We start from the raw sequence: 18,205 nt of genomic DNA, 5'->3' as shown, positions 1-18,205 counted from the left end.
CCCCATGCGCACCAGTCAGTTCCTGCTCTCGACCCAGAAAGAAACTCCCTCGGACGCCGTTGTCATCAGCCACCAGTTGATGCTGCGCGCCGGCATGATTCGCAAGCTCGCCTCCGGCCTTTACACCTGGCTGCCGATGGGATTGCGCGCCCTGCGCAAGGCCGAGGCGATCGTTCGGGAGGAAATGGACAAGGCGGGCGCGCTGGAAGTTCTGATGCCGGCCATTCAGCCGGCCGAGCTGTGGCAGGAATCCGGGCGCTGGGTCCAGTACGGCCCCGAACTGCTTCGCCTGAGGGATCGCCATGACCGCGAGTTCTGCGTCGGCCCCACCCACGAGGAAGTGATCACCGATCTCGCGCGAAACGAGCTCAACAGCTACAAGCAGCTGCCGATCAACTTCTACCAGATCCAGACCAAATTCCGTGACGAAATCCGTCCGCGCTTCGGACTGATGCGCGGCCGCGAGTTCACCATGAAGGACGCCTACTCCTTCCACCTGACGCAGGAGTCGCTTCAGGAAACTTACGACCGCATGCACCAGGCGTACTGCAACATCTTCACCCGCCTGGGTCTCGACTTCCGCCCCGTACAGGCCGACACCGGGTCGATCGGCGGCACCGACTCGCATGAATTTCACGTACTGGCCGAGTCCGGCGAAGACGATATCGTCTTCAGCGACAGCTCCGACTACGCCGCCAACATCGAGAAAGCAGAAGCCATTCCCCGCGAAACCGAGCGCGCCGCGCCCGCTGAAGCGCTGCGACTGGTGGACACGCCTGACACCAAGACGATCGCCGCACTGGTCGAGCAGTTCGGCCTGCCCATCGAGAAGACCATCAAGACGCTGATCGTGCATGGCCTCGAGGAAGGCCAGCTGGTTGCACTGATCATTCGTGGCGACCACGAACTGAACGAGATCAAGGCCGCCAACCATGCGCAGGTGGCCAATCCCCTGGTGTTCGCCAGCGAAGCGGAAATTCGCGCCACGGTCGGTGCGGGACCCGGCTCGCTGGGCCCGCTGAACCTGCCGATCCCCTGCATCATCGATCGCTCCGTCGCCCTCATGAGCGATTTCGCCGCCGGCGCCAACGTCGACGACAAGCATTATTTCGGCGTGAACTGGGAGCGCGACCTGCCGCTGCCGGAAGTCGCCGACCTGCGCAACGTGGTGGCGGGAGACCCCAGCCCCGATGGCCAGGGCACCCTCGTCATCAAACGCGGCATCGAGGTGGGGCACATCTTCCAGCTCGGCACCAAGTACAGCGAGGCGATGAACTGCAAGGTGCTCGGCGAAAGCGGCAAGCCGGTCGTCCTCACCATGGGCTGCTATGGCATTGGCGTGTCCCGCGTGGTGGCAGCGGCGATCGAACAGAACTACGACGAGCGCGGCATTCTCTGGCCCGAGGCCCTGGCCCCCTTCCAGGTCGCCATCGTGCCGATGAAGTACGAGAACGAATCGGTTCGCGAAGCGACCGACACGCTCTATGCCGAACTGCTCGCCGCGGGCTACGACGTGTTGCTCGACGACCGGGACAAGAAGACCAGCCCCGGCGTCAAGTTCGCCGACATGGAACTGATCGGCATCCCCCATCGCATCGTGGTCAGCGACCGCGGGCTCGCCGACGGGATGCTCGAATACAAGCACCGCCGCGACGAACAGCCACAGGCCATCGCGATCGCCGACGTGCTTCAGCTCATCCACTCCCGCTCGGGTCACTGACTGGCATCATGCTCAACCACCGCGTCGTAGTTACAACCAGTGCCGCGCTCTGCGCGGCACTGTTGCTGGGCGGCTGCGCCAATCACCTGCCTCAGCGCAGCGAACTGGAAGCCAGGGCCGAGCGCAAGCTGCTCGACCACAGCCTGCGCATCGACGTGGGCGAGCCTGCGGTCATGGAGCTGCCGCAACGCCACATCCGCATCCAGGAGCAGAAAACCTTCGAGGTCACCGACTTCGAAGTGACCCGCCACTACGATCGCTATACGCCCTACCAGGCATGGCGGGAGCTGTACGAAATCCCGCTGGGCGCGGTGACGCTGGTCGGCGGCATCGGCGCCAACATCCTCAACGTTGTGATGCTGGGCAGCCTGCCGGAGAACGTCACCCGTGGCTGGATCAGCTACGGCGTCGCCGGGCTCAACCCCTTCATGAACGTGGAGTCCAACGGCCGCTCGCAACAGAATCTCGCCCGGCTCGACGAGGTGCGCCGTGATGCACGCGTCGATTATTCCAGCCTGCCCTGGAGCGAGCGCCCCGTCACCGTCAGCGGCGATGGCCAATCCTACGAACTGGTCACCGACCGCAACGGTGTGTTGCGCCTGAACCTGCTCGAAGGGCCCTTCCCCGAGCAGGACATCGGCCGGATCGGCAAACTTGTCCTCAGCGTCGAGGACCCGCAGGACGGCGCCCGCGCCGACGCGACGCTGATGGTCAGCCGGACCTTGCGCGGCAAGCTGCTGGAAGCCCACGACCTCATCTACAGCGACCTCGAAGGCGACGACGTCGCGCAATGGGTGCACCGCGTCAAGCGCCTGTCCGAGCTGGGCCTCGAAGAAGAAGCCAGCGAGCTCGAGCAGAGCCTGATCGAACTCACGCGAAACGATCCCGAGCTGCAGCGGGAATTTCTCAAGAGCCTGCTCGATGACGCCGGCCGGCTGGCTGCCGACCCGGGCGAAGACTGACGGAGCCGCCCGTGCGCACGCTCGCTGCGGCTCTGCTCCTGTCGCTGGCCTTCGCACTCCCCGCCCAGGCCAATCTGCGCCAGGCGCCGGAGCCCGAACTGCGCGACCTGATGATGCACACCGTCTCGCAGGCGGACAGTTTCGAGGACCGCTTCGACGCCGAAGTCTGGCTGCTCGACATGTCGACGCGCCTCGCACGCTATCTGCCCGACCCGGGTGAGCGCCTGACGCTGCTGCGCCTGGTTCACAGCGAGGCGAGCAAGGCAGGCCTCAAGCCCGATCTGGTCATGGCGCTGATTCATGCCGAAAGCGGTTTCAACCGCTTCGCCATTTCCAGCGTGGGCGCCCAGGGCATGATGCAGGTGATGCCGTTCTGGAAAGCCGAATTGGGCCGGCCCGACGACAACCTTACCGACAACGCGACCAACCTGCGCTACGGCTGCACGATCCTCAGTTATTACCTGAAGAAGGAAAACGGCGATATCAGCCGCGCGCTGGCACGCTACAACGGCAGTCTGGGGCAGACCCGCTACCCGGCGAAGGTCATCGGGTTCTGGCAGGACTTCTGGTACGTCAAGCCCTGAAGCTCACTGGGTCTGCAGACGCGCCAGGCGCGCCTTGATGCCTTCGGCCGTCTGCTCGCCGACCAGCTGGTCGCGTACCTTGCCCTCGCCATCGACCAGGTAGGTCACCGGCAACACCGGACTTCGCGGCAACTGCAGTCGCTCGGCCGGATCCTGCGCCAGGACGCGGAACCCGATCCCCATCGCCTCGCTCGCCTGGGCCAGCTCATCCCCCTGCAACCCGTCGAAGTTGACCCCGAGCACCTCGAAGGACGCCTCGCGACTGAGCGCGTTGAGTTCGGGAATCTCGGTCCGGCACGGGCCGCACCACTCGGCCCAGTAGTTGAGCACCAGCCAGCGTCCCTGCAGGGTATCGCCGCTCACCGTCTGCCCATGCTGGTCGACACCCCAATCCTCGCCGCAGCCGGCAAGGCCCAGCAGCAGACACAACAGCAGTGGGCGAAACAGACGCCGGGGGTCGTGAATCATGTTCGGCAGCTCCTTCGGCAATCGAGGTTCAAGCATAGCCTTGCGTTCGCGAGCGAGACAGCCGGTTGACATCACGATGGTTTACTGGCGCACACCGATTGATATGCCAACTAACCGGCGCAAATCCGGATATGCGAGAAGGGTCACGCTTGCGACTGGCCGAGCGCACAGTTTCGACGAACGGCGCTCCCTATAATCGACCCACTTGCCTATCACTCGGAAGTCATGCCATGTCTCAAGCCCATGACAAGCTCGTTGGTTCCGTCCCGGCCCGGATCGCCGAGGCGGCCCATTTCTCGCTGACCGCCTACGAAGGCCGTGTCGCGGAGTTCCATGTCGCGGCCTGGCTGCAGTTGCCCGGCCTGGCCAACCAGAACGCCTCGCTGCTGGTCCGCTACCGTGACGGTCAACAGCGCCGGGAAGTACCGGTGGACCATGGCCGTGTCAGCGGCAACGGCAAGGTCCTGCTATCGGGAATCGCGCGGCTCTCGGCGAAAACCAAGATCGAAGACATGCAGGTGGTGCTGCGGCCACCGATGGCCACCGAGGGGATGGTGGTTGAGGAACTCTTCGTCCAGGCGGCCGAAGCGGTGGTCACCGCCGGGGAACAGGCCGCAACGGCCTGATTGATTGCCTAGCTTCCGAGCCGCTCCAGCGGCTCGTCCCGCCCCGAAGCCCTGGCCGGAACGCCCTCGTCGCGCTCCAGCTGCCTGACCAGCGATTCCGGCCAGCGGCTGAATTTCAGTCCCGTCAGACGATTCAACGACTCGAGCGCCGAGCCCGGTACTCGTTGATGCAAATGGATGACGTTGCCCTGCTCTTTCATCGCAACCCTTTCAGCAAATAGCGCCTGTATCCCAAGCATAGCGAGAAGCGTGCCACAGCGCTGCGCAAAGCACTTCGATTCGCCCCAGTCCGCCCAATGCGGGCAGCACGGTGATGGCGGCGTCGCTGCCGTGCCGCGCGCAGCCCGGCATGGGTGACGCTATTTGTCACTTCCGGTCTGCAGCCAGTCAGCGAGACTGCCACCGAAGAGGTTCGCCTGTTCCTTCTGCAGCAGCTCCAGCGAGCGTCGCAAGGTGTCGTACCAGGGCTCGTCCAGCTGCTCCGGCAATTGCTCGGTGCGCAGCAGCGGCCAGGGATTGTGCCTTAGCAACTGGTCCAGGCTGTAGCTATGCAGGTCGCGGCACAATACCCAGCTCCCCGATCCCGTCCGGCAGGCAAGCTGCTCCTGCTCGAAGAACTGCAGGATCTCGTCCCACTCGTCTTCGGGCAGATGCCAGCCGGCGCGGTGCATGTCCTTGAGCGTCACCTCCCGACCCGACCGGTGGCCGTCGTGAAGGATGCGCAGCATCGCCAGCATCACCAGCAGCCGCGGCATCTCGCGGCAGCGCCATTCCCGCGAGGACGACATGCCGCAGACCAGCTCCGCGCCGAACAGCACGATCATCCAGCACAGATAGATCCAGAGCAGGAACAGCGGTACCGCCGCGAAGGCGCCGTAGATCAGCTGGTAACTGGGGAAGAAGCTGACGTAGAGACCGAAGAGTTCCTTGGCGGCCTCGAGCAGGATGGCGGTGAACAGGCCGCCCACCAGGGCATGGCGCAAGGGCACGCGGGTATTGGGCACCGCCGCGTAGATCAGGGTGAACGCCGCCACGCTGAGCACCAGGGGCATGCCCTGCAGCACGGTGCGCATGCCAATCAGGGCGTCGGGACCGGAAATCAGCGAAAGCGAGGTGATGTAGGTGCTGACGGCGAAACCCGCGCCCAGCAGAAAGGGGCCGAGGCTCAAGATCGCCCAGTAGAGCAGGAAGCTGGCCATCCCCCGGCGAGGCTGGCGAACCCTCCAGATGGTGTTGAACGCCTTTTCGATGGTCAGCAGCATCATGAACGCCGTGGCCATCAGGAAGCCGACGCCGAACCAGGTCAACTGCCGCGCCTGGTTGGTGAAGGCGGTGAGGTATTCCTGGATGGTCTCGCCGGTCGAGGGGATGAAGTTGCGGAAGATGTACATCTGGATCTGCTCGCCCACCCCCTGGAACGCCGGGATGGCCGACAGCATCGCGAAGGTGACGGTCATCATCGGCACCACGGCGAACAGGGTGGTGTAGGTCAGCGCCGCCGCGCTGTAGGGACCGCGGTCGGCGAGAAAGCGCCGGATCAGAAAAGTGCTGAAATCCACCAGGTGTTCGACGCGCCGATGCATGCTTTCTCCAATCCGGTACGGGCGGTCCCGAACCGATCACTGACAGGCCAAGCGGCAAGGCAAGGCCGACGGACAGCCGTCATCCGCACGGCACTCCTGCGCCCCGGACCAAGCATTCGGTTCAGGCTGCCGCGCTGTGAGGGTTAGAATAGCCAGCTCCACTGGTGCGAAGCGACCCCCGATGACCGAACTCATACTGTTTCACAACCCGCGTTGTTCCAAATCCCGCGGCGCGCTCGAACTCCTGCAGGCGCGCGGACTCGCACCGACCCTGGTCCAGTACCTCGACACGCCGCCCAGCCGGGACGAACTCAAGGCCCTGCTCGGCAAGCTCGGCATGCGCCCGCGCGAGCTGCTGCGTACCGGCGAAGAGCACTACCGGACGCTGGGTCTGGCTGACCCTTCGCTCGATGACGACCGCCTGATCGACGCCATGGTCGAGTACCCCAAGCTCATCGAGCGCCCGATCCTGATCGTCGGCGACAAGGCCGTGGTCGGACGGCCGCCGGAGCGCGTGCTGGAGTTGCTGCCATGAGCACCCCCTTCGTTCTGGTGCTCTACTACAGCCGACACGGCGCCACGGCGCAGATGGCCCGGCATATCGCTCGCGGTGTCGAACTCGCCGGACTGGAAGCCAGACTGCGCACGGTGCCGGCGGTTTCGGCCGACTGCGAAGCGACCCGCCCGGAGATTCCCGAGGAAGGCGCGCTCTACGCCACCCTCGATGATCTCAAGCACTGCGCGGCGCTTGCCCTGGGCAGCCCGACGCGCTTCGGCAACATGGCCGCGCCGCTCAAGTACTTCCTCGACGGCACCAGCAGCCTGTGGCTGACCGGCGAGCTGGTCGGCAAGCCCGCCGGTGTCTTCACCTCCACGGCCAGCCTGCATGGCGGCCAGGAAAGCACCCTGCTGTCGATGCTGCTGCCACTGCTGCACCACGGCATGCTGGTGCTCGGCCTGCCCTACAGCGAGAACGCGCTGCTCGAGACCAAGGGCGGCGGAACGCCGTATGGCGCCAGCCATCACGCCGGAACCGACGGCAAGCGGGCGCTGGACGAGCACGAAATCGCTCTATGCCGTGCGCTCGGACAGCGCCTGGCCGAAACCGCCAGACAGCTGGAGAGTGGCCGTGGCTAGAAAACCCAAGCCCCTCCCCTCGCTGGAATGGCTCACGCCGCGGGTCAAGGCGAGCCGGGCCGTGAGCCTGATCAGCTTCATTGCCCTGGCCGCCCTGGTCGCCGGATGGAACCTGTTCTTCGCCGACCTGCACGGCGCGCGGACCTGGGTGGTGATGATCATCCAGCTCGTGCCGCTGCTGCTCGTGGCGCCAGGGGTGATCGCCGGCAGCCCGAGGGCCCATGCCTGGACCTGCTTCATCGTCAACCTGTACTTCATCCAGGGCGTGCTGGCCGCGATCGATCCGGCGCGCTCGCTCTACGGCTGGCTCGAGGCGCTGCTCAGTCTGCTGCTGTTCTGCGCCGGACTGCTCTATATCCGCTGGAGCTACCAGTACCAGCGCAAGCTGGCCGGCGAATGAAGCGGCTGCGGGGCTGCGTTCAGGAGAACCAGCCCTGCAGCAACAGCGGCCCCTCCTGGCCGATGGTTCGATACGCCCAGCCGATCCGGCCGCTGCGGGTTTCGATGAGGTAATAGTCGCGCCGCACGTCGCCACCGTCCCACCAGCCGGACTCGATACGCTCGGGCCCGGCCAGGATGCGCGGCGCCGATTCGCGCAGCGTCACCGGCTCGCGCAGCAACCACCCCGGACGCCTCGCCACCGCCAGCAGCGGACTCGAAGCAGGCTCGCGCTCCAGTTGCCAGGTCCGTTCGGGGCGGTGATCGACCAGCGCCCGCAGCCCCAGCACCGCCTCGTCGCCCAGGCGGGCCCGCAGACGCTCGCGCAACTGATCCCAGGGCAGCGACTGTTGGGGGCGATCGTTGAACAGCTCCCGGTGCTCGGGCACGAAGACCGGCAGGTCGCGTGCCACCAGGCGCAATGCCTGGGCAGGGGCCGGGATCTGCAACTGCTCCAGCCGCCCGCGCGCCAGTTCGAAGAGCATCGAGGCCTCACGCTCCGCGCTCAGCAGGCCGACGGGCACCAGGCTGTCCTCCCGTTCGCGGTGCTCCAGATGCAGGGTGAAGCGCTGCACGCCGCTGTCGCGCCCGGCAAGAAAGGCCGCCAGGTCAGCCGTCAGCCGTCGCAACGGGAAGAGCAGCGCCTGGTGGGAGGCGACGTCGTAGTTGAGCTCGAGGCGCAGGTCGAACTCGTCCGGCGGCGCGTAATACTGCAGCGTCAGGGGACGCATGCCGACCAGCGTATCGAGGTGGCGCAGCACCTCCTTCGGAAAGCGTCGCGTCACCGTGTCGCGCGGCAGCGCCAGCACCAGATCCAGCGTGCGCAGCCCCATCCTGGAGAACGAGGTGGCCACCTCCGCCGGCAACCCGACCCGATCGATGGGCATGCGCCCGAGCGCCTCGCGCAACGGCGCCCCGTCCGACACCGCCAGACCGTCATGGGCATTGGCAAGCATTCGGGCCGCCGCCGGGTTCGGTGCCAGCACGATGCGATGGCGAAACCCCAGCGCGGTCAGCTCCTCGCGCAATCTCGCCTCGAACCGTGGCCAGGGGCCGAACAGGCCGAGGCTGGATTCCACCTCCATCAACAGCGAGCGCGGGTAATGCAGGCTGACGTGGGAGCTGAACCGATAGGCCCAGGCGGCCAGGAAGTTCTGCAGGCGCTCGACTTCGGCCATGTCGTACTCGAGGGTGGCGAAGTGGCGGGTCACCGCCTGGGCGGCGATCAGCGACTGCCCGGGACGCAGCCCCAGTGCACGGGCCGCCTCGTTCATCGTCTGCAGGATGCGCCGCTGCGGCGTACCGCTGATCAGCGCCAGCGGCGTGTCGGCATCGTCACGCCCGCGCAGCACGCCATCGAGCGCCAGTTGCGGCAGCACAATACAAGCCCAGCGCATGACGGCTCACTGCCAGGCGGCGAAGGGAATCGGATCGGGAGGCGCGACCGCGCCACGGCACTTGAGCACCCGCAGCCGGGCCGGCTCCAGGGTCAGGCGCAGCGCCGCAGGGGACGGATTGACCGCCTCCTTCAGCGGGCGGTAGGCAAAGGCCAGGGTCTGCCCGGTCTCGGCGGCGACCTGCAGGCGCCGCAAGGCGCGATCGTCCGCCTGCCGCGGCCAGCACAGCACCGCCCCGCAGCTTCCCGAACGCAGGCATTGCTCGGCGGCCCATAGCGCTTCCTTGCCACGCGCTTCCACCAGCGACAGCCAGCGCAGGTCCACCCCTGCGGCCAGCCAGGCCTGGGGATAGGGAATGTGCGGCGGCTCCACCAGCACCACCCGCTCGGCAGCCGCGGTCAGCCGGGCCAGGGTCGGCCAGAGCAACTGCAACTCACCGCAGCCCTCGCCGGGGATCAGGATCTCGGTGAGGGCCGCATCCGGCCAGCCGCCACCGGGCAGCAGCGCGTCGAGCGGCGCATGCCCGGTGGGCTGCGTGCTGCTGGCGGCCTGGGCCACGGGGCGCCCCTTCCAGACCCGACGCTGATCGAGCAGCGTCTCGAGGGCAACGACACCGCTCATCAGCCACGCCTTACCAGGCCACAGAACACGCCCTCGATGGCGAAGTCCTGCCTCGGGTCGACCAGGATCGGCGCATAGGCCGGGTTGCGCGGAAGCAGTCGGATCGCCTCCGCGCTGCGTTCGAAACGCTTGATGGTGACCTCCCCGTCCAACCGGGCCACCACGATCTGCCCGTTCTGCGCCTCGCCGATGCGGTGCACGCCGACCAGGTCGCCATCGAGGATGCCGTCCTCGATCATCGAGTCGCCTGCTACCCGAAGCAGGTAATCGGGCAGGCGGGAAAAGGTGTTGCGTTCGAGCAGCAGGTGGCCATGCAGATCGGCGTCCGGACCGATCGGCGCACCGGCCGCGACCCGCCCGAGCACCGGGATTTCCAGCATTTCGCTGCGCGCCTGGCGCTCCACCAGGCGTATGCCGCGGGCCTGGTTGGGCACCACGTCGATCAAGCCGGCCTCGGTCAGGGCCAGGATGTGCTTGCGCGCCACGCCCCGGGAAGCGAAGCCGAAGGCTTCGGCGATCTCGGCGAGGCTGGGCGAGCGGCCCTGATCTTCGATGCGCTGGCGGATGAAGTTCAGGATGGCGCGGCGGCGGGGGCTTAAGTCTTTCATGGAGTACATTTGTACTCTTTTGCGAATCATCTGGCCAGCGCCTTTGGTCCGTCACCTGCCCACGCAGGCGGAACGTGTGCCGGCCAGGTCCCCTCCAACAGAAACCGTTCATGCCTTGCCGAGGATGCCTTGAGCGATCGCCCCACCAGCGTCTGGACCCACTCCCTGGAGCGCTTCCGCCAGGACACCGCCGCCAACCGCCCCATGCCTGGCTGCGGCGCCGTCGCGGCGGTCAGTGCATCCCTCGGCCTCGCCCTGGTGCTGAAAGCGCTGCGCATCAGCCAGGGGCATCAGGAAGATCCCCGGCGCCAGCGCCTCATCGAGCCCGTCGAAACATTGCTGCAGCGGCTCGGCAGCTTTGCCGACGATGACATGCAGGCCTTCAGCCGCTACCTGCAGGCGGCGCGACAGCCCGACGACGGCCCCGGCGATGCGCTACAGGCCGCGGCGCGCCAGGCCTGCGCGGTCCCGCTCGCCACCGCCCATGCCTGCCTGGAGGCGCTCGACCTGAGCGTTTCGGCCCTGCCGCTGGCCAGCGACGTGGTGCGTGCCGACATCGCGGCCGGCGCCGTGCTGATCCATTCGGCGCTGAGCGCGGCACTGCTCAATGTCGATGCGGACCTGCCCTGCCTGGACGGACACGACAACCGCGAGCAGGCCCGCACGCTGCGCCAGCGCCTGCAGACCGACGCCGATGCGACGCTGCAGCGGCTGCGCGATGGCGCGAACGCACCGGATGGGGACGCTAGTCGATGAGGGTCAGCCAGGGCCAGCGGGCCTGGTAGCTTTCGGCCTTGCGCACGAACAGCTCCGGCTGTGGTGTCAGCGGGTTGCAGCGCAGCAGGCCGCGTTCGAGCTCATCGAGCCCGAACGGTGCGTAGAGTTCGCCGCTGGCGACATCGATGGCGACACAGGTATTCCACCAGGCCTGGTAGAGACAGCCCGCGGTGAGCAGGCATTGCGGGAGCGAGAGGGCGGGAAGCCGCTCGAGCAGGGTGACATTGACGGGGTTGGCCAGGGCCGCGTCGATCAGCCCCGACGCGCTCAGCGCCACGCCGGCTCGACGATCAGCGGAACATGCTGCGACGCGGACGACGGCGGGCCTTCCAGCAGCCAATCGCCACGGCCACGGCGATCGCCACGAAGGCGGTCAGCGACCATTGCGCCATGCCCAGCCCCAGGATCGGGTCGTAGACGTCGCCGCACATGCCGGTCGCCTGGAACAGGGTCGGCATCCACTGGGCCAGGGGGATCGCATCGGTCCAGAGCTGCATGACGTCTATACCGCAGCCCGCGGCCGGATGGCCCTGGACATAGACCAGTCGCGCCGCTACGCCGACGCCGACCAGCGCGATCAGCAGGGCCATGAATGCGGCGCCTCGGTTGACCCGTGCGCTTGAAAAGGAGACGCCCACGAACGCGACCAGGGCGATCAGCAGGAACAGGTAGCGCTGCACGATGCACAGCGGGCATGGCGCCTGCCCCATGACTTCCTGGAAATACAGCGCCCCGGCCACCAGCCCCAGACAAACGATGCCCAGCAGAATCAGCAGCATGCGTTGGCCGGAAAAGCGCTGCGGGCCACCGGAAATCGCCATGATGTATTCCCCCATTTCCATCTCCAAATGTGTTTAGGTGCGCAACGCTAGCAATCGCCGAGCCATTTGTCGCAGCGACTTGTCAGCAAATCTGGCAAAAAGCTACCAGCCCCCGTCGATTTCGCGACCGAAGCGACGTCCTGAGCACTGGCCGTCGCTGGTCGCGCCGATTAGCCGCGCGACCTGAAGCCCGTTACCCCAGGCTGCTCGCTTCGCTGTATCGGCTGAGTACAGCGCAGATCACGGTAGGTACTGCCGTCGAGCAACTCCCAGCCGGGGCCGGGCGAGGTCTGCTGGCAGGTGACCTGGCCATCGACACGGCTCAGCCACTTGTAATAAGGCGCAGGCGCCGCAAGCGACAACAGGGGAAGACTGAACAGCATCAGGCAGATGGCAAGGCGCATGGCGGTATGGCATCGGAAGGATTCCGCGCACTTTACCCGGCCCGTGGCGTTGTGCAAGCACCACCGGGCATCGCGCTCAGTCCCAGACCCTCTTCGCTTCGCGCATGAAGATTTCCACCGTCTTCGGACCGACGCCCTCGAACTCGGCCAGGCGCTTCTCCAAATCCTTGCGGCTCTCGCTCATCTCGTGCAGGCGCCCGAGCTTGCCGCCGTATTCGGTGTTCAGCTTCTCGCAGAGCTTGAGCAGGCGATCGGCGGTGGACTCGTCGTAGCGCACGTAATGCCCTTCGCCCAGCATGTCGACGATCTGCTGCCAGCTGCAGTTGCCCAGTTTCCTCGGCGTATCGCGCTTGTGCTTGTCGACGATGACCCGGTAGGCCTCGGCGGCGATGTCCTGCTGGATCCGCTTGCCGAACAGGAAGCTGGCGAGGAACCACTTGAACAGCTCGCCCTCGCCCTTCTCGATGTCGATACCCAGATCTTTCGCACTGATTTGCGCCGCCATGCTCGTCTCCGCCGGTTGACCTCCCTTGTTCCGATGACCAGAACGGCCGGGCGTTCCTGAGGGTGCGGCCCTGGCGACGGGCTGTCGTCAGGTCAGCGGGATCATCACCGCGGTCCGGAACGCAGGGCGCTCGCACAAGCGGTCGTACCAGGCCTGCAGATGCTTGAGTTCAGGCCGCTCGATCGGCATTTCGAACCAGGCGTAGGCGAAGCTGCCCAGCGGGATATCGCCCATGCCGAAGCGCTCCCCGGACAGATACGGCTGCGTCGCCAGCGCCTGGTCGGCCAGCGCCAGCAGGTCGCTGCAGGTCTGGAACGCCTTGCGCACCTCGTCCATCTCGCGCTGCTCGGGCGGGGTGCGCACCATGTTCCAGAACAGCACCTTGAAGGGTGCCGCCAGCGACGAAGTGACCCAGTCCATCCATTTGTCCGCCTCGAAACGCAGCGCCGGGTCGGTCTGCCACAGCGTGGTTTCTCCATAGCGCGCCGCCAGGTAGCGGACGATCGCGTTGGACTCCCAGAGCACCAGATCCCCGTCCTGCACGCAGGGCACCAGGCGGTTGGGGTTCATCGCCACGTACGACGGCTCGTCGACCACGCCGAAGGCGCCGCCGGCGTCGATGCGCTGGTAGGGCCGAGACAGTTCTTCGAGACACCAGAGCACTTTCTTGACGTTGGTCGAGTTGTGTCGACCCCAGACCTTCACTTGCATTGGCTCGCCTCCTTTCAGGGCGCCGGAGCACCGGACGATCGCAACCCTATACCGCGCCGGCGGGCTCCGCCAGTTCGGTCGCGAAAGAGGCGGGTCGCCGTCACCGCTGATCGTCCCGGCATTTTGTCGAGCCACGAACTGCTGTATAAATGCACAGCCTTTCTTCCGGAGTTCTCCGGATCGCTCAGCGAAGCGGACGTTCGATGCGCCAGTCTCTGCCCAACCCCTTCTATTACCTGGACAACTTCCAGTGGGTCCTCGCCTGGGTGGGCGCGCACCATGCCGACCTGCTCGATGCGGCCGAACACCGCTTCATCGAGGATTTCTCGGCCCTGCCGCAACCCTCCCGTGCCCTGCTGGTGCGCATGGTGATGCGCAAGGGGGACCTGTTCCGCGCCAGCAAGCTGCGTTATCAGGAGATCGGCTGCCCGCGCCAGGCTGCCGCGCCGCTGATCGAGCAGGGCTGGCTCGACGACGCGCCCGCCCTCGATCTGCTCCAGCTGTTCGGCCTCTTGCGCAAGGCCGAGCTGGCCCAGGTGTTCGGCCAGGTCGCCAGCGCCCAGAACCTGCGCAAGGATGAACTGCTGCAGCGGCTGCTGGCCGAGCACGACCAGGCCCAACCGCTGCATCGCTGGTGCGGCGCCCTGGACGAGGCGGTCTTCCAGGTGCGCATCGGCCCCCTGTGCGAGCGCCTTCGGCTGATGTTCTTCGGCAACATCCACCAGGACTGGTCGGAATTCGTCCTGGCCGACCTCGGCATCCTCCGCTACGAGCAGGTCGCCTTCTCGCCGGCTTCGCGCGCCTTCCAGCGCCGCGAGGAGATCGATGCCTACCTGCACCTGCATCGCTGCCGCGAACGCTTCGAGGCGGGCGAGGCGCTCGATGCGATCCTCGCCGACGTTCCGCAGACGCCCTACCCCAACGCCTGGCTGGAGAGCCGACGCGGCAAGCTGCTGATGCGCCTGGCCCTGCAGTACGAGCGCGAGCAGGACTGGTCCCAGGCGCTGCGCCTGCATGCGGCCAACCGCTATCCCGGCGCGAGGCAACGCACCATTCGCGTGCTGGAACGCTGCGGCCAGGCCGAGGCCGCGCTGGCGCTGGCGCTGCTCGCCGAAGCGGCGCCGGAAAACGAACTCGAGGCGCAGCAGCTCGAACGCATGCTGCCGCGCCTGCGACGCGCGCTGGGCCAGCCGCGAGGGCCACGCCGCAGCTCGGCGAGCGTCGAGCGCATCGACCTCGTCCTGCCGCCGCCGGGTGGCGGGCTGTCCGTGGAATATGCCGTACGCGAACACCTGGACAGCCCCGGGGCGCCGGTTCATTACGTGGAAAACGCGCTGCTCAATTCGCTGTTCGGGCTGCTCTGCTGGGACGCCCTGTTCGCCGCCCTGCCCGGCGCCTTCTTCCATCCGTTCCACGCCGCGCCCGCGGACCTGGCGCAACCGGACTTCCACAGCCGTCGCGCCGCCTTGTTCGAGCGGTGCCTGGGCGCCCTCGACGACGAGAGCTACCGCGACTGCATCCGCCGCACCTTTCGCGAGAAAGCCGGCATCCACACCGCCTTCGTGGCCTGGAGCCTGCTCGACGACGGGCTGCTCGAACAGGCCCTGGCGTGCATTCCCGCCGCGCACCTGAAGACCATCTTCACCCGCATCCTGCGCGACGTGCCGAGCAACCGTACCGGGCTGCCCGACCTGATCCAGTTCTGGCCCGAGCAGGGACGCTACCGGATGATCGAGGTCAAGGGGCCGGGCGATCGGCTGCAGGACAACCAGCTGCGCTGGCTCGACCACGCCGCCGAGCATGGCCTGCCGATCGCCGTGTGCTACGTGCAATGGGCCGAGCCGACGCCGTGAGCTATCAGGTCGCGGTCCGTGCGCTGTGCGAATTCACCGCCAAGGCCGGTGATCTGGACCTGCGCTTCACCCCCTCGCCCACCGCGCTCGAAGGCATCGTCGGCCATCAGCTGGTGGCCGCCCGGCGCGGCCCTGACTACGAAGCGGAAATCACCCTGGCAGGCAGCTATCGCAGCCTGCAGGTGCGCGGCCGTGCCGACGGCTACGACCCGGCGCGCAACCGCCTCGAAGAGATCAAGACCTTTCGCGGCGACCTGTCCCGCCAGCCGGCCAACCACCGCGCCCTGCACTGGGCGCAGGCCAGGGTATACGGCTGGTTGCTGTGCCAGAGCCGCGGGCTGGCCTCGCTCGAGCTGGCGCTGGTGTACTTCGACGTGGTCAGCCAGCGGGAAACGGTGATCGTGGAGCATCACCCGGCCGAGGCGCTGCGCGAGTTCTTCGAGACGCACTGCGAGCGCTTCATCGGCTGGGCCGAGGCGGAGCTGGCCCACCGTGCCCGGCGCGACCAGGCGCTGCTGCAACTGCGTTTTCCCTACCCCGAGTTTCGCAGCGGGCAGCGGCAACTGGCCGAGGCCGTCTACAAGGCGGCCTGCACCGGCAGCAGCCTGATGGCGCAGGCGCCGACCGGCATCGGCAAGACGCTCGGCACGCTGTTCCCCCAACTCAAGGCGTTTCCCGGCCAACGCCTGGACAAGCTGTTCTTCCTCGCCGCCAAGACGTCCGGGCGCCGCCTGGCGCTGGACGCCCTGGCCAAGCTCGACAGCAATCGGGAAATGCCGCTGCGCGTGCTGGAGCTGATCGCCCGGGACAAGGCCTGCGAGCACCCGGACAAGGCCTGCCATGGCGAAGCCTGCCCGCTGGCCCGGGGTTTCTACGATCGCCTGCCGGCCGCGCGCCAGGCCGCGCTCGAACGCCCCGTCCTGGATCAGGCGACGCAGCGCGAGGTCGCCCTGGCGCACCAGGTCTGCCCCTATTACCTGAGCCAGGAGCTGGCGCGCTGGGCGGACGTGGTGATCGGCGACTACAACTACTACTTCGACCTGGGCGGCCTGCTCCACGGGCTGACGCTGAACAACGGCTGGCGCGCCACGGTGCTGGTCGACGAAGCCCACAACCTGCTCGAACGGGGGCGCAAGATGTACAGCGCCGAGCTCGACCAGCGCAGTTTCAAGGGCCTTCGCCAGAACGCCCCGGCCCTGCTGAAGAAGCCGCTCGAACGGATCCAGCGCTGCTGGAACGAGCTGCACCGCGAACAGGTCCAGCCCTATCAGGTCCATGAGGCGTTGCCCCTGAAGCTGATCAATGCCCTGCAACAGGCGGTCAGCGCCATCACCGACTACCTGGGCGACAACCCCGCCGGGCTCGCGCCGGAGCTGCAGAACGCCTATTTCGAGGCGATGCATTTCTGCCGTATCGCCGACCTGTTCGGCGAGCATTCGCTGTTCGATGTCACCCTTGCGCCCGGCACCGCCCGCGGCGGCAAAAGCTCCAGGCTGTGCCTGCGCAACCTGTTGCCCGCCCCTTTCCTTTCGCCGCGCTTCGCCCTGGCGCACTCGACGGTGCTGTTCTCGGCGACCCTGAGCCCGCGCCGCTTCTATACCGACACCCTGGGCCTGCCGCCGGCCAGCGTCTGGCTGGAAGTGGAGTCGCCCTTCGAGGCCGACCAGCTGCAGGTGCACCTGGCCCGGCACATCTCCACCCGATTCAACGACCGCTCGGCCTCGCTGCCAGCGATCGTCGACCTGCTCGCCCGGCAGTACCGGCAGGCGCCGGGCAATTACCTGGCCTTCTTCAGCAGCTTCGACTATCTGCAGCAGGTCAGTGGCCTCATGGCCGAACGCTTTCCCGAGGTGCCCTGCTGGGAACAGACCCGCGCCATGGACGAACCGGCCCGCACGGCGTTTCTCGAGCGCTTTTGCGCGGGTGGCCGGGGCATCGGCTTCGCCGTCCTGGGCGGCGCCTTCGCCGAGGGGATCGACCTGCCCGGAGACCGCCTGATCGGCGCCTTCATCGCCACCCTGGGCCTGCCCCAGGTCAACCCGATCAACGAGCAGCTCATGGCGCGGATGGCCAAGCGCTTCGGAGGCTCTCGCGGCTACGACTACACCTACCTGTACCCCGGCCTGCAGAAGGTGGTTCAGGCCGCCGGACGGGTGATACGCACGCAGCAGGATCGCGGCGTCATCCACCTGATCGATGACCGCTTCGCGCGGCCACAGGTCAGGGCACTGCTGCCCGGATGGTGGGCCATCGACTGAGGCTCCGCCAGCGTCCGCACCCAGCCGAACGGACTATGTCATCCGACAACGTACCCCTAAAGCCCACCCTACTCTAACGACAACGTCCACCGAGCGAAGCCTCCGAGCGGTATCGACAAGGCTTAATGCTCCGTATATCGGGGCTTTCAGCGCATCAGCTAATAGTTCAATCGTCGCGTTGACAACTGTTACGACATGTTGATAATCGCCCATGTCGTATGACGACATATGAGATTGCTGACACACACGAAAACGCAGGAGGCCCTGCCGGCTGCGTACAAGATCGAGAGACACCCATCCCTGCGCCGTCGAACGGCCAGCGGATGACCACATCAAAAAGGGAGTACAAAAATAATGACCCCACGCAATCCGCTCGCCGCCGCCGTCTTCGCCGGTGGCCTGACCATGGCCCTGGGCACTCCGGTCGCCGTGGCACAGGAAGGTTTCGTCGATGGCTCCAAGCTGAGCGTCAACGCCCGCAACTTCTACATCAACCGCAACTTCGTCGACTCGGCCAACGCCCAGAGCAAGGCTGAAGAGTGGACCCAGAGCTTCATCCTCAACTTCCAGTCCGGCTACACCTCCGGCCCCATCGGCTTCGGCGTCGACACCCTCGGCCTGCTCTCGGTCAAGCTCGACGGCGGTGGCGGCACCTACGGGACCGGCCTGCTGCCGCGCCACAGCGATGGCCGTCCGGCCGACGACTACGGCCGCCTGGCCGTGGCCGCCAAG

Annotated in this window: 22 protein-coding genes; 11 read left to right on the top strand and 11 right to left on the bottom strand. The window is 66.7% G+C overall.

Annotated elements, in window-relative coordinates:
• Positions 1 to 4 precede the first annotated feature (4 nt).
• Genes DN824_RS06795 through DN824_RS06785 form a run of 3 tightly spaced genes read left to right on the top strand, consistent with a single transcriptional unit; the run spans position 5 to position 3,266 of the window.
• A complete protein-coding gene (locus DN824_RS06795; RefSeq protein WP_138407594.1) occupies positions 5 to 1,720 on the top strand; it encodes a proline--tRNA ligase in 1,716 nt (571 codons plus the stop codon).
• Between the two features lie 8 nt (positions 1,721 to 1,728).
• Complete coding sequence (locus DN824_RS06790) at positions 1,729 to 2,682, top strand: hypothetical protein (RefSeq protein WP_138407593.1); 954 nt, start codon at positions 1,729 to 1,731, stop codon at positions 2,680 to 2,682.
• 11 nt (positions 2,683 to 2,693) lie between these two features.
• Positions 2,694 to 3,266, top strand: coding sequence for a lytic transglycosylase domain-containing protein (locus tag DN824_RS06785; RefSeq protein WP_138407592.1), 573 nt, complete (start codon positions 2,694 to 2,696; stop codon positions 3,264 to 3,266).
• Between the two features lie 3 nt (positions 3,267 to 3,269).
• On the opposite strand, the gene DN824_RS06780 is transcribed toward DN824_RS06785, so the two are convergent.
• Complete coding sequence (locus DN824_RS06780; RefSeq protein ID WP_138407591.1) at positions 3,270 to 3,734, bottom strand: TlpA disulfide reductase family protein; 465 nt, start codon at positions 3,732 to 3,734, stop codon at positions 3,270 to 3,272.
• 230 nt (positions 3,735 to 3,964) lie between these two features.
• On the opposite strand from DN824_RS06780, the gene DN824_RS06775 reads away from it, so the two are divergent.
• Positions 3,965 to 4,360: a hypothetical protein gene (locus tag DN824_RS06775; RefSeq protein ID WP_138407590.1), complete on the top strand. Its 396-nt coding sequence runs from the start codon at positions 3,965 to 3,967 to the stop codon at positions 4,358 to 4,360.
• 8 nt (positions 4,361 to 4,368) lie between these two features.
• On the opposite strand, the gene DN824_RS06770 is transcribed toward DN824_RS06775, so the two are convergent.
• Both DN824_RS06770 and DN824_RS06765 read right to left on the bottom strand, forming a co-directional pair.
• Positions 4,369 to 4,560: a hypothetical protein gene (locus tag DN824_RS06770; RefSeq protein ID WP_138407589.1), complete on the bottom strand. Its 192-nt coding sequence runs from the start codon at positions 4,558 to 4,560 to the stop codon at positions 4,369 to 4,371.
• A 159-nt stretch (positions 4,561 to 4,719) separates the two neighbouring features.
• Complete coding sequence (locus tag DN824_RS06765; RefSeq protein WP_138407588.1) at positions 4,720 to 5,943, bottom strand: YihY family inner membrane protein; 1,224 nt, start codon at positions 5,941 to 5,943, stop codon at positions 4,720 to 4,722.
• Positions 5,944 to 6,124: 181 nt separating this feature from the next.
• On the opposite strand from DN824_RS06765, the gene arsC reads away from it, so the two are divergent.
• Genes arsC through DN824_RS06750 form a run of 3 tightly spaced genes read left to right on the top strand, consistent with a single transcriptional unit; the run spans position 6,125 to position 7,480 of the window.
• Entirely contained in the window at positions 6,125 to 6,478 is a 354-nt protein-coding gene (arsC, locus tag DN824_RS06760) for an arsenate reductase (glutaredoxin) (protein ID WP_138407587.1), read from the top strand.
• The gene (gene wrbA, locus DN824_RS06755) at positions 6,475 to 7,080 is read left to right on the top strand and encodes an NAD(P)H:quinone oxidoreductase (protein ID WP_138407586.1); all 606 of its coding nucleotides are present in this window, start codon (positions 6,475 to 6,477) and stop codon (positions 7,078 to 7,080) included. The genes arsC and wrbA overlap by 4 nt, the downstream gene beginning before the upstream one ends.
• Complete coding sequence (locus DN824_RS06750; protein WP_138407585.1) at positions 7,073 to 7,480, top strand: DUF2069 domain-containing protein; 408 nt, start codon at positions 7,073 to 7,075, stop codon at positions 7,478 to 7,480. The genes wrbA and DN824_RS06750 overlap by 8 nt, the downstream gene beginning before the upstream one ends.
• Positions 7,481 to 7,499: 19 nt before the next feature.
• On the opposite strand, the gene DN824_RS06745 is transcribed toward DN824_RS06750, so the two are convergent.
• The 3 genes from DN824_RS06745 to lexA are packed head-to-tail and all read right to left on the bottom strand — an operon-like array spanning position 7,500 to position 10,153.
• A complete protein-coding gene (locus DN824_RS06745; protein WP_138407584.1) occupies positions 7,500 to 8,915 on the bottom strand; it encodes a Y-family DNA polymerase in 1,416 nt (471 codons plus the stop codon).
• 6 nt (positions 8,916 to 8,921) lie between these two features.
• Positions 8,922 to 9,536, bottom strand: a complete 615-nt coding sequence (imuA, locus tag DN824_RS06740; RefSeq protein ID WP_138407583.1) for a translesion DNA synthesis-associated protein ImuA — start codon at positions 9,534 to 9,536, stop codon at positions 8,922 to 8,924.
• Complete coding sequence (gene lexA, locus DN824_RS06735; protein WP_138407582.1) at positions 9,536 to 10,153, bottom strand: transcriptional repressor LexA; 618 nt, start codon at positions 10,151 to 10,153, stop codon at positions 9,536 to 9,538. The genes imuA and lexA overlap by 1 nt, the downstream gene beginning before the upstream one ends.
• A gap of 120 nt (positions 10,154 to 10,273) precedes the next feature.
• On the opposite strand from lexA, the gene DN824_RS06730 reads away from it, so the two are divergent.
• Positions 10,274 to 10,900, top strand: coding sequence for a cyclodeaminase/cyclohydrolase family protein (locus DN824_RS06730; RefSeq protein WP_138407581.1), 627 nt, complete (start codon positions 10,274 to 10,276; stop codon positions 10,898 to 10,900).
• On the opposite strand, the gene DN824_RS06725 is transcribed toward DN824_RS06730, so the two are convergent.
• The 5 genes from DN824_RS06725 to DN824_RS06705 form a co-directional block, all read right to left on the bottom strand.
• Positions 10,890 to 11,198, bottom strand: a complete 309-nt coding sequence (locus tag DN824_RS06725) for a nucleotidyltransferase family protein (protein ID WP_138407580.1) — start codon at positions 11,196 to 11,198, stop codon at positions 10,890 to 10,892. The two genes, DN824_RS06730 and DN824_RS06725, sit on opposite strands and share 11 nt — an antisense overlap.
• Before the next feature lie 13 nt (positions 11,199 to 11,211).
• The gene (locus tag DN824_RS06720; protein ID WP_241666607.1) at positions 11,212 to 11,757 is read right to left on the bottom strand and encodes a disulfide bond formation protein B; all 546 of its coding nucleotides are present in this window, start codon (positions 11,755 to 11,757) and stop codon (positions 11,212 to 11,214) included.
• A 155-nt stretch (positions 11,758 to 11,912) separates the two neighbouring features.
• Complete coding sequence (locus DN824_RS06715) at positions 11,913 to 12,146, bottom strand: hypothetical protein (RefSeq protein WP_138407579.1); 234 nt, start codon at positions 12,144 to 12,146, stop codon at positions 11,913 to 11,915.
• A 76-nt stretch (positions 12,147 to 12,222) separates the two neighbouring features.
• Positions 12,223 to 12,651: a DNA methylase gene (locus DN824_RS06710; protein WP_138407578.1), complete on the bottom strand. Its 429-nt coding sequence runs from the start codon at positions 12,649 to 12,651 to the stop codon at positions 12,223 to 12,225.
• 87 nt (positions 12,652 to 12,738) lie between these two features.
• On the bottom strand, positions 12,739 to 13,362 hold the full coding sequence (locus tag DN824_RS06705; protein WP_138407577.1) for a glutathione S-transferase family protein: 624 nt from the start codon (positions 13,360 to 13,362) through the stop codon (positions 12,739 to 12,741).
• A gap of 203 nt (positions 13,363 to 13,565) precedes the next feature.
• Between DN824_RS06705 and DN824_RS06700 the strand changes: the two genes are divergently transcribed.
• The 3 genes from DN824_RS06700 to DN824_RS06690 form a co-directional block, all read left to right on the top strand.
• Positions 13,566 to 15,215 (top strand): VRR-NUC domain-containing protein, encoded by a 1,650-nt coding sequence (locus tag DN824_RS06700; protein WP_138407576.1) that lies wholly within the window; start codon positions 13,566 to 13,568, stop codon positions 15,213 to 15,215.
• Positions 15,212 to 17,473, top strand: coding sequence for an ATP-dependent DNA helicase (locus DN824_RS06695; RefSeq protein WP_138407575.1), 2,262 nt, complete (start codon positions 15,212 to 15,214; stop codon positions 17,471 to 17,473). The genes DN824_RS06700 and DN824_RS06695 overlap by 4 nt, the downstream gene beginning before the upstream one ends.
• A 354-nt stretch (positions 17,474 to 17,827) precedes the next feature.
• A partial coding sequence (locus DN824_RS06690) for an OprD family outer membrane porin (protein WP_138407574.1) occupies positions 17,828 to 18,205 on the top strand: 378 nt, incomplete at its 3' end.

The sequence above is a fragment of the Stutzerimonas nosocomialis genome, from assembly GCF_005876855.1.
Taxonomy (GTDB): Bacteria; Pseudomonadota; Gammaproteobacteria; order Pseudomonadales; family Pseudomonadaceae; genus Stutzerimonas; species Stutzerimonas nosocomialis.
Note: the sequence above shows the minus strand (reverse complement) of the source record. Positions and strands in the feature narration are given on the sequence as shown.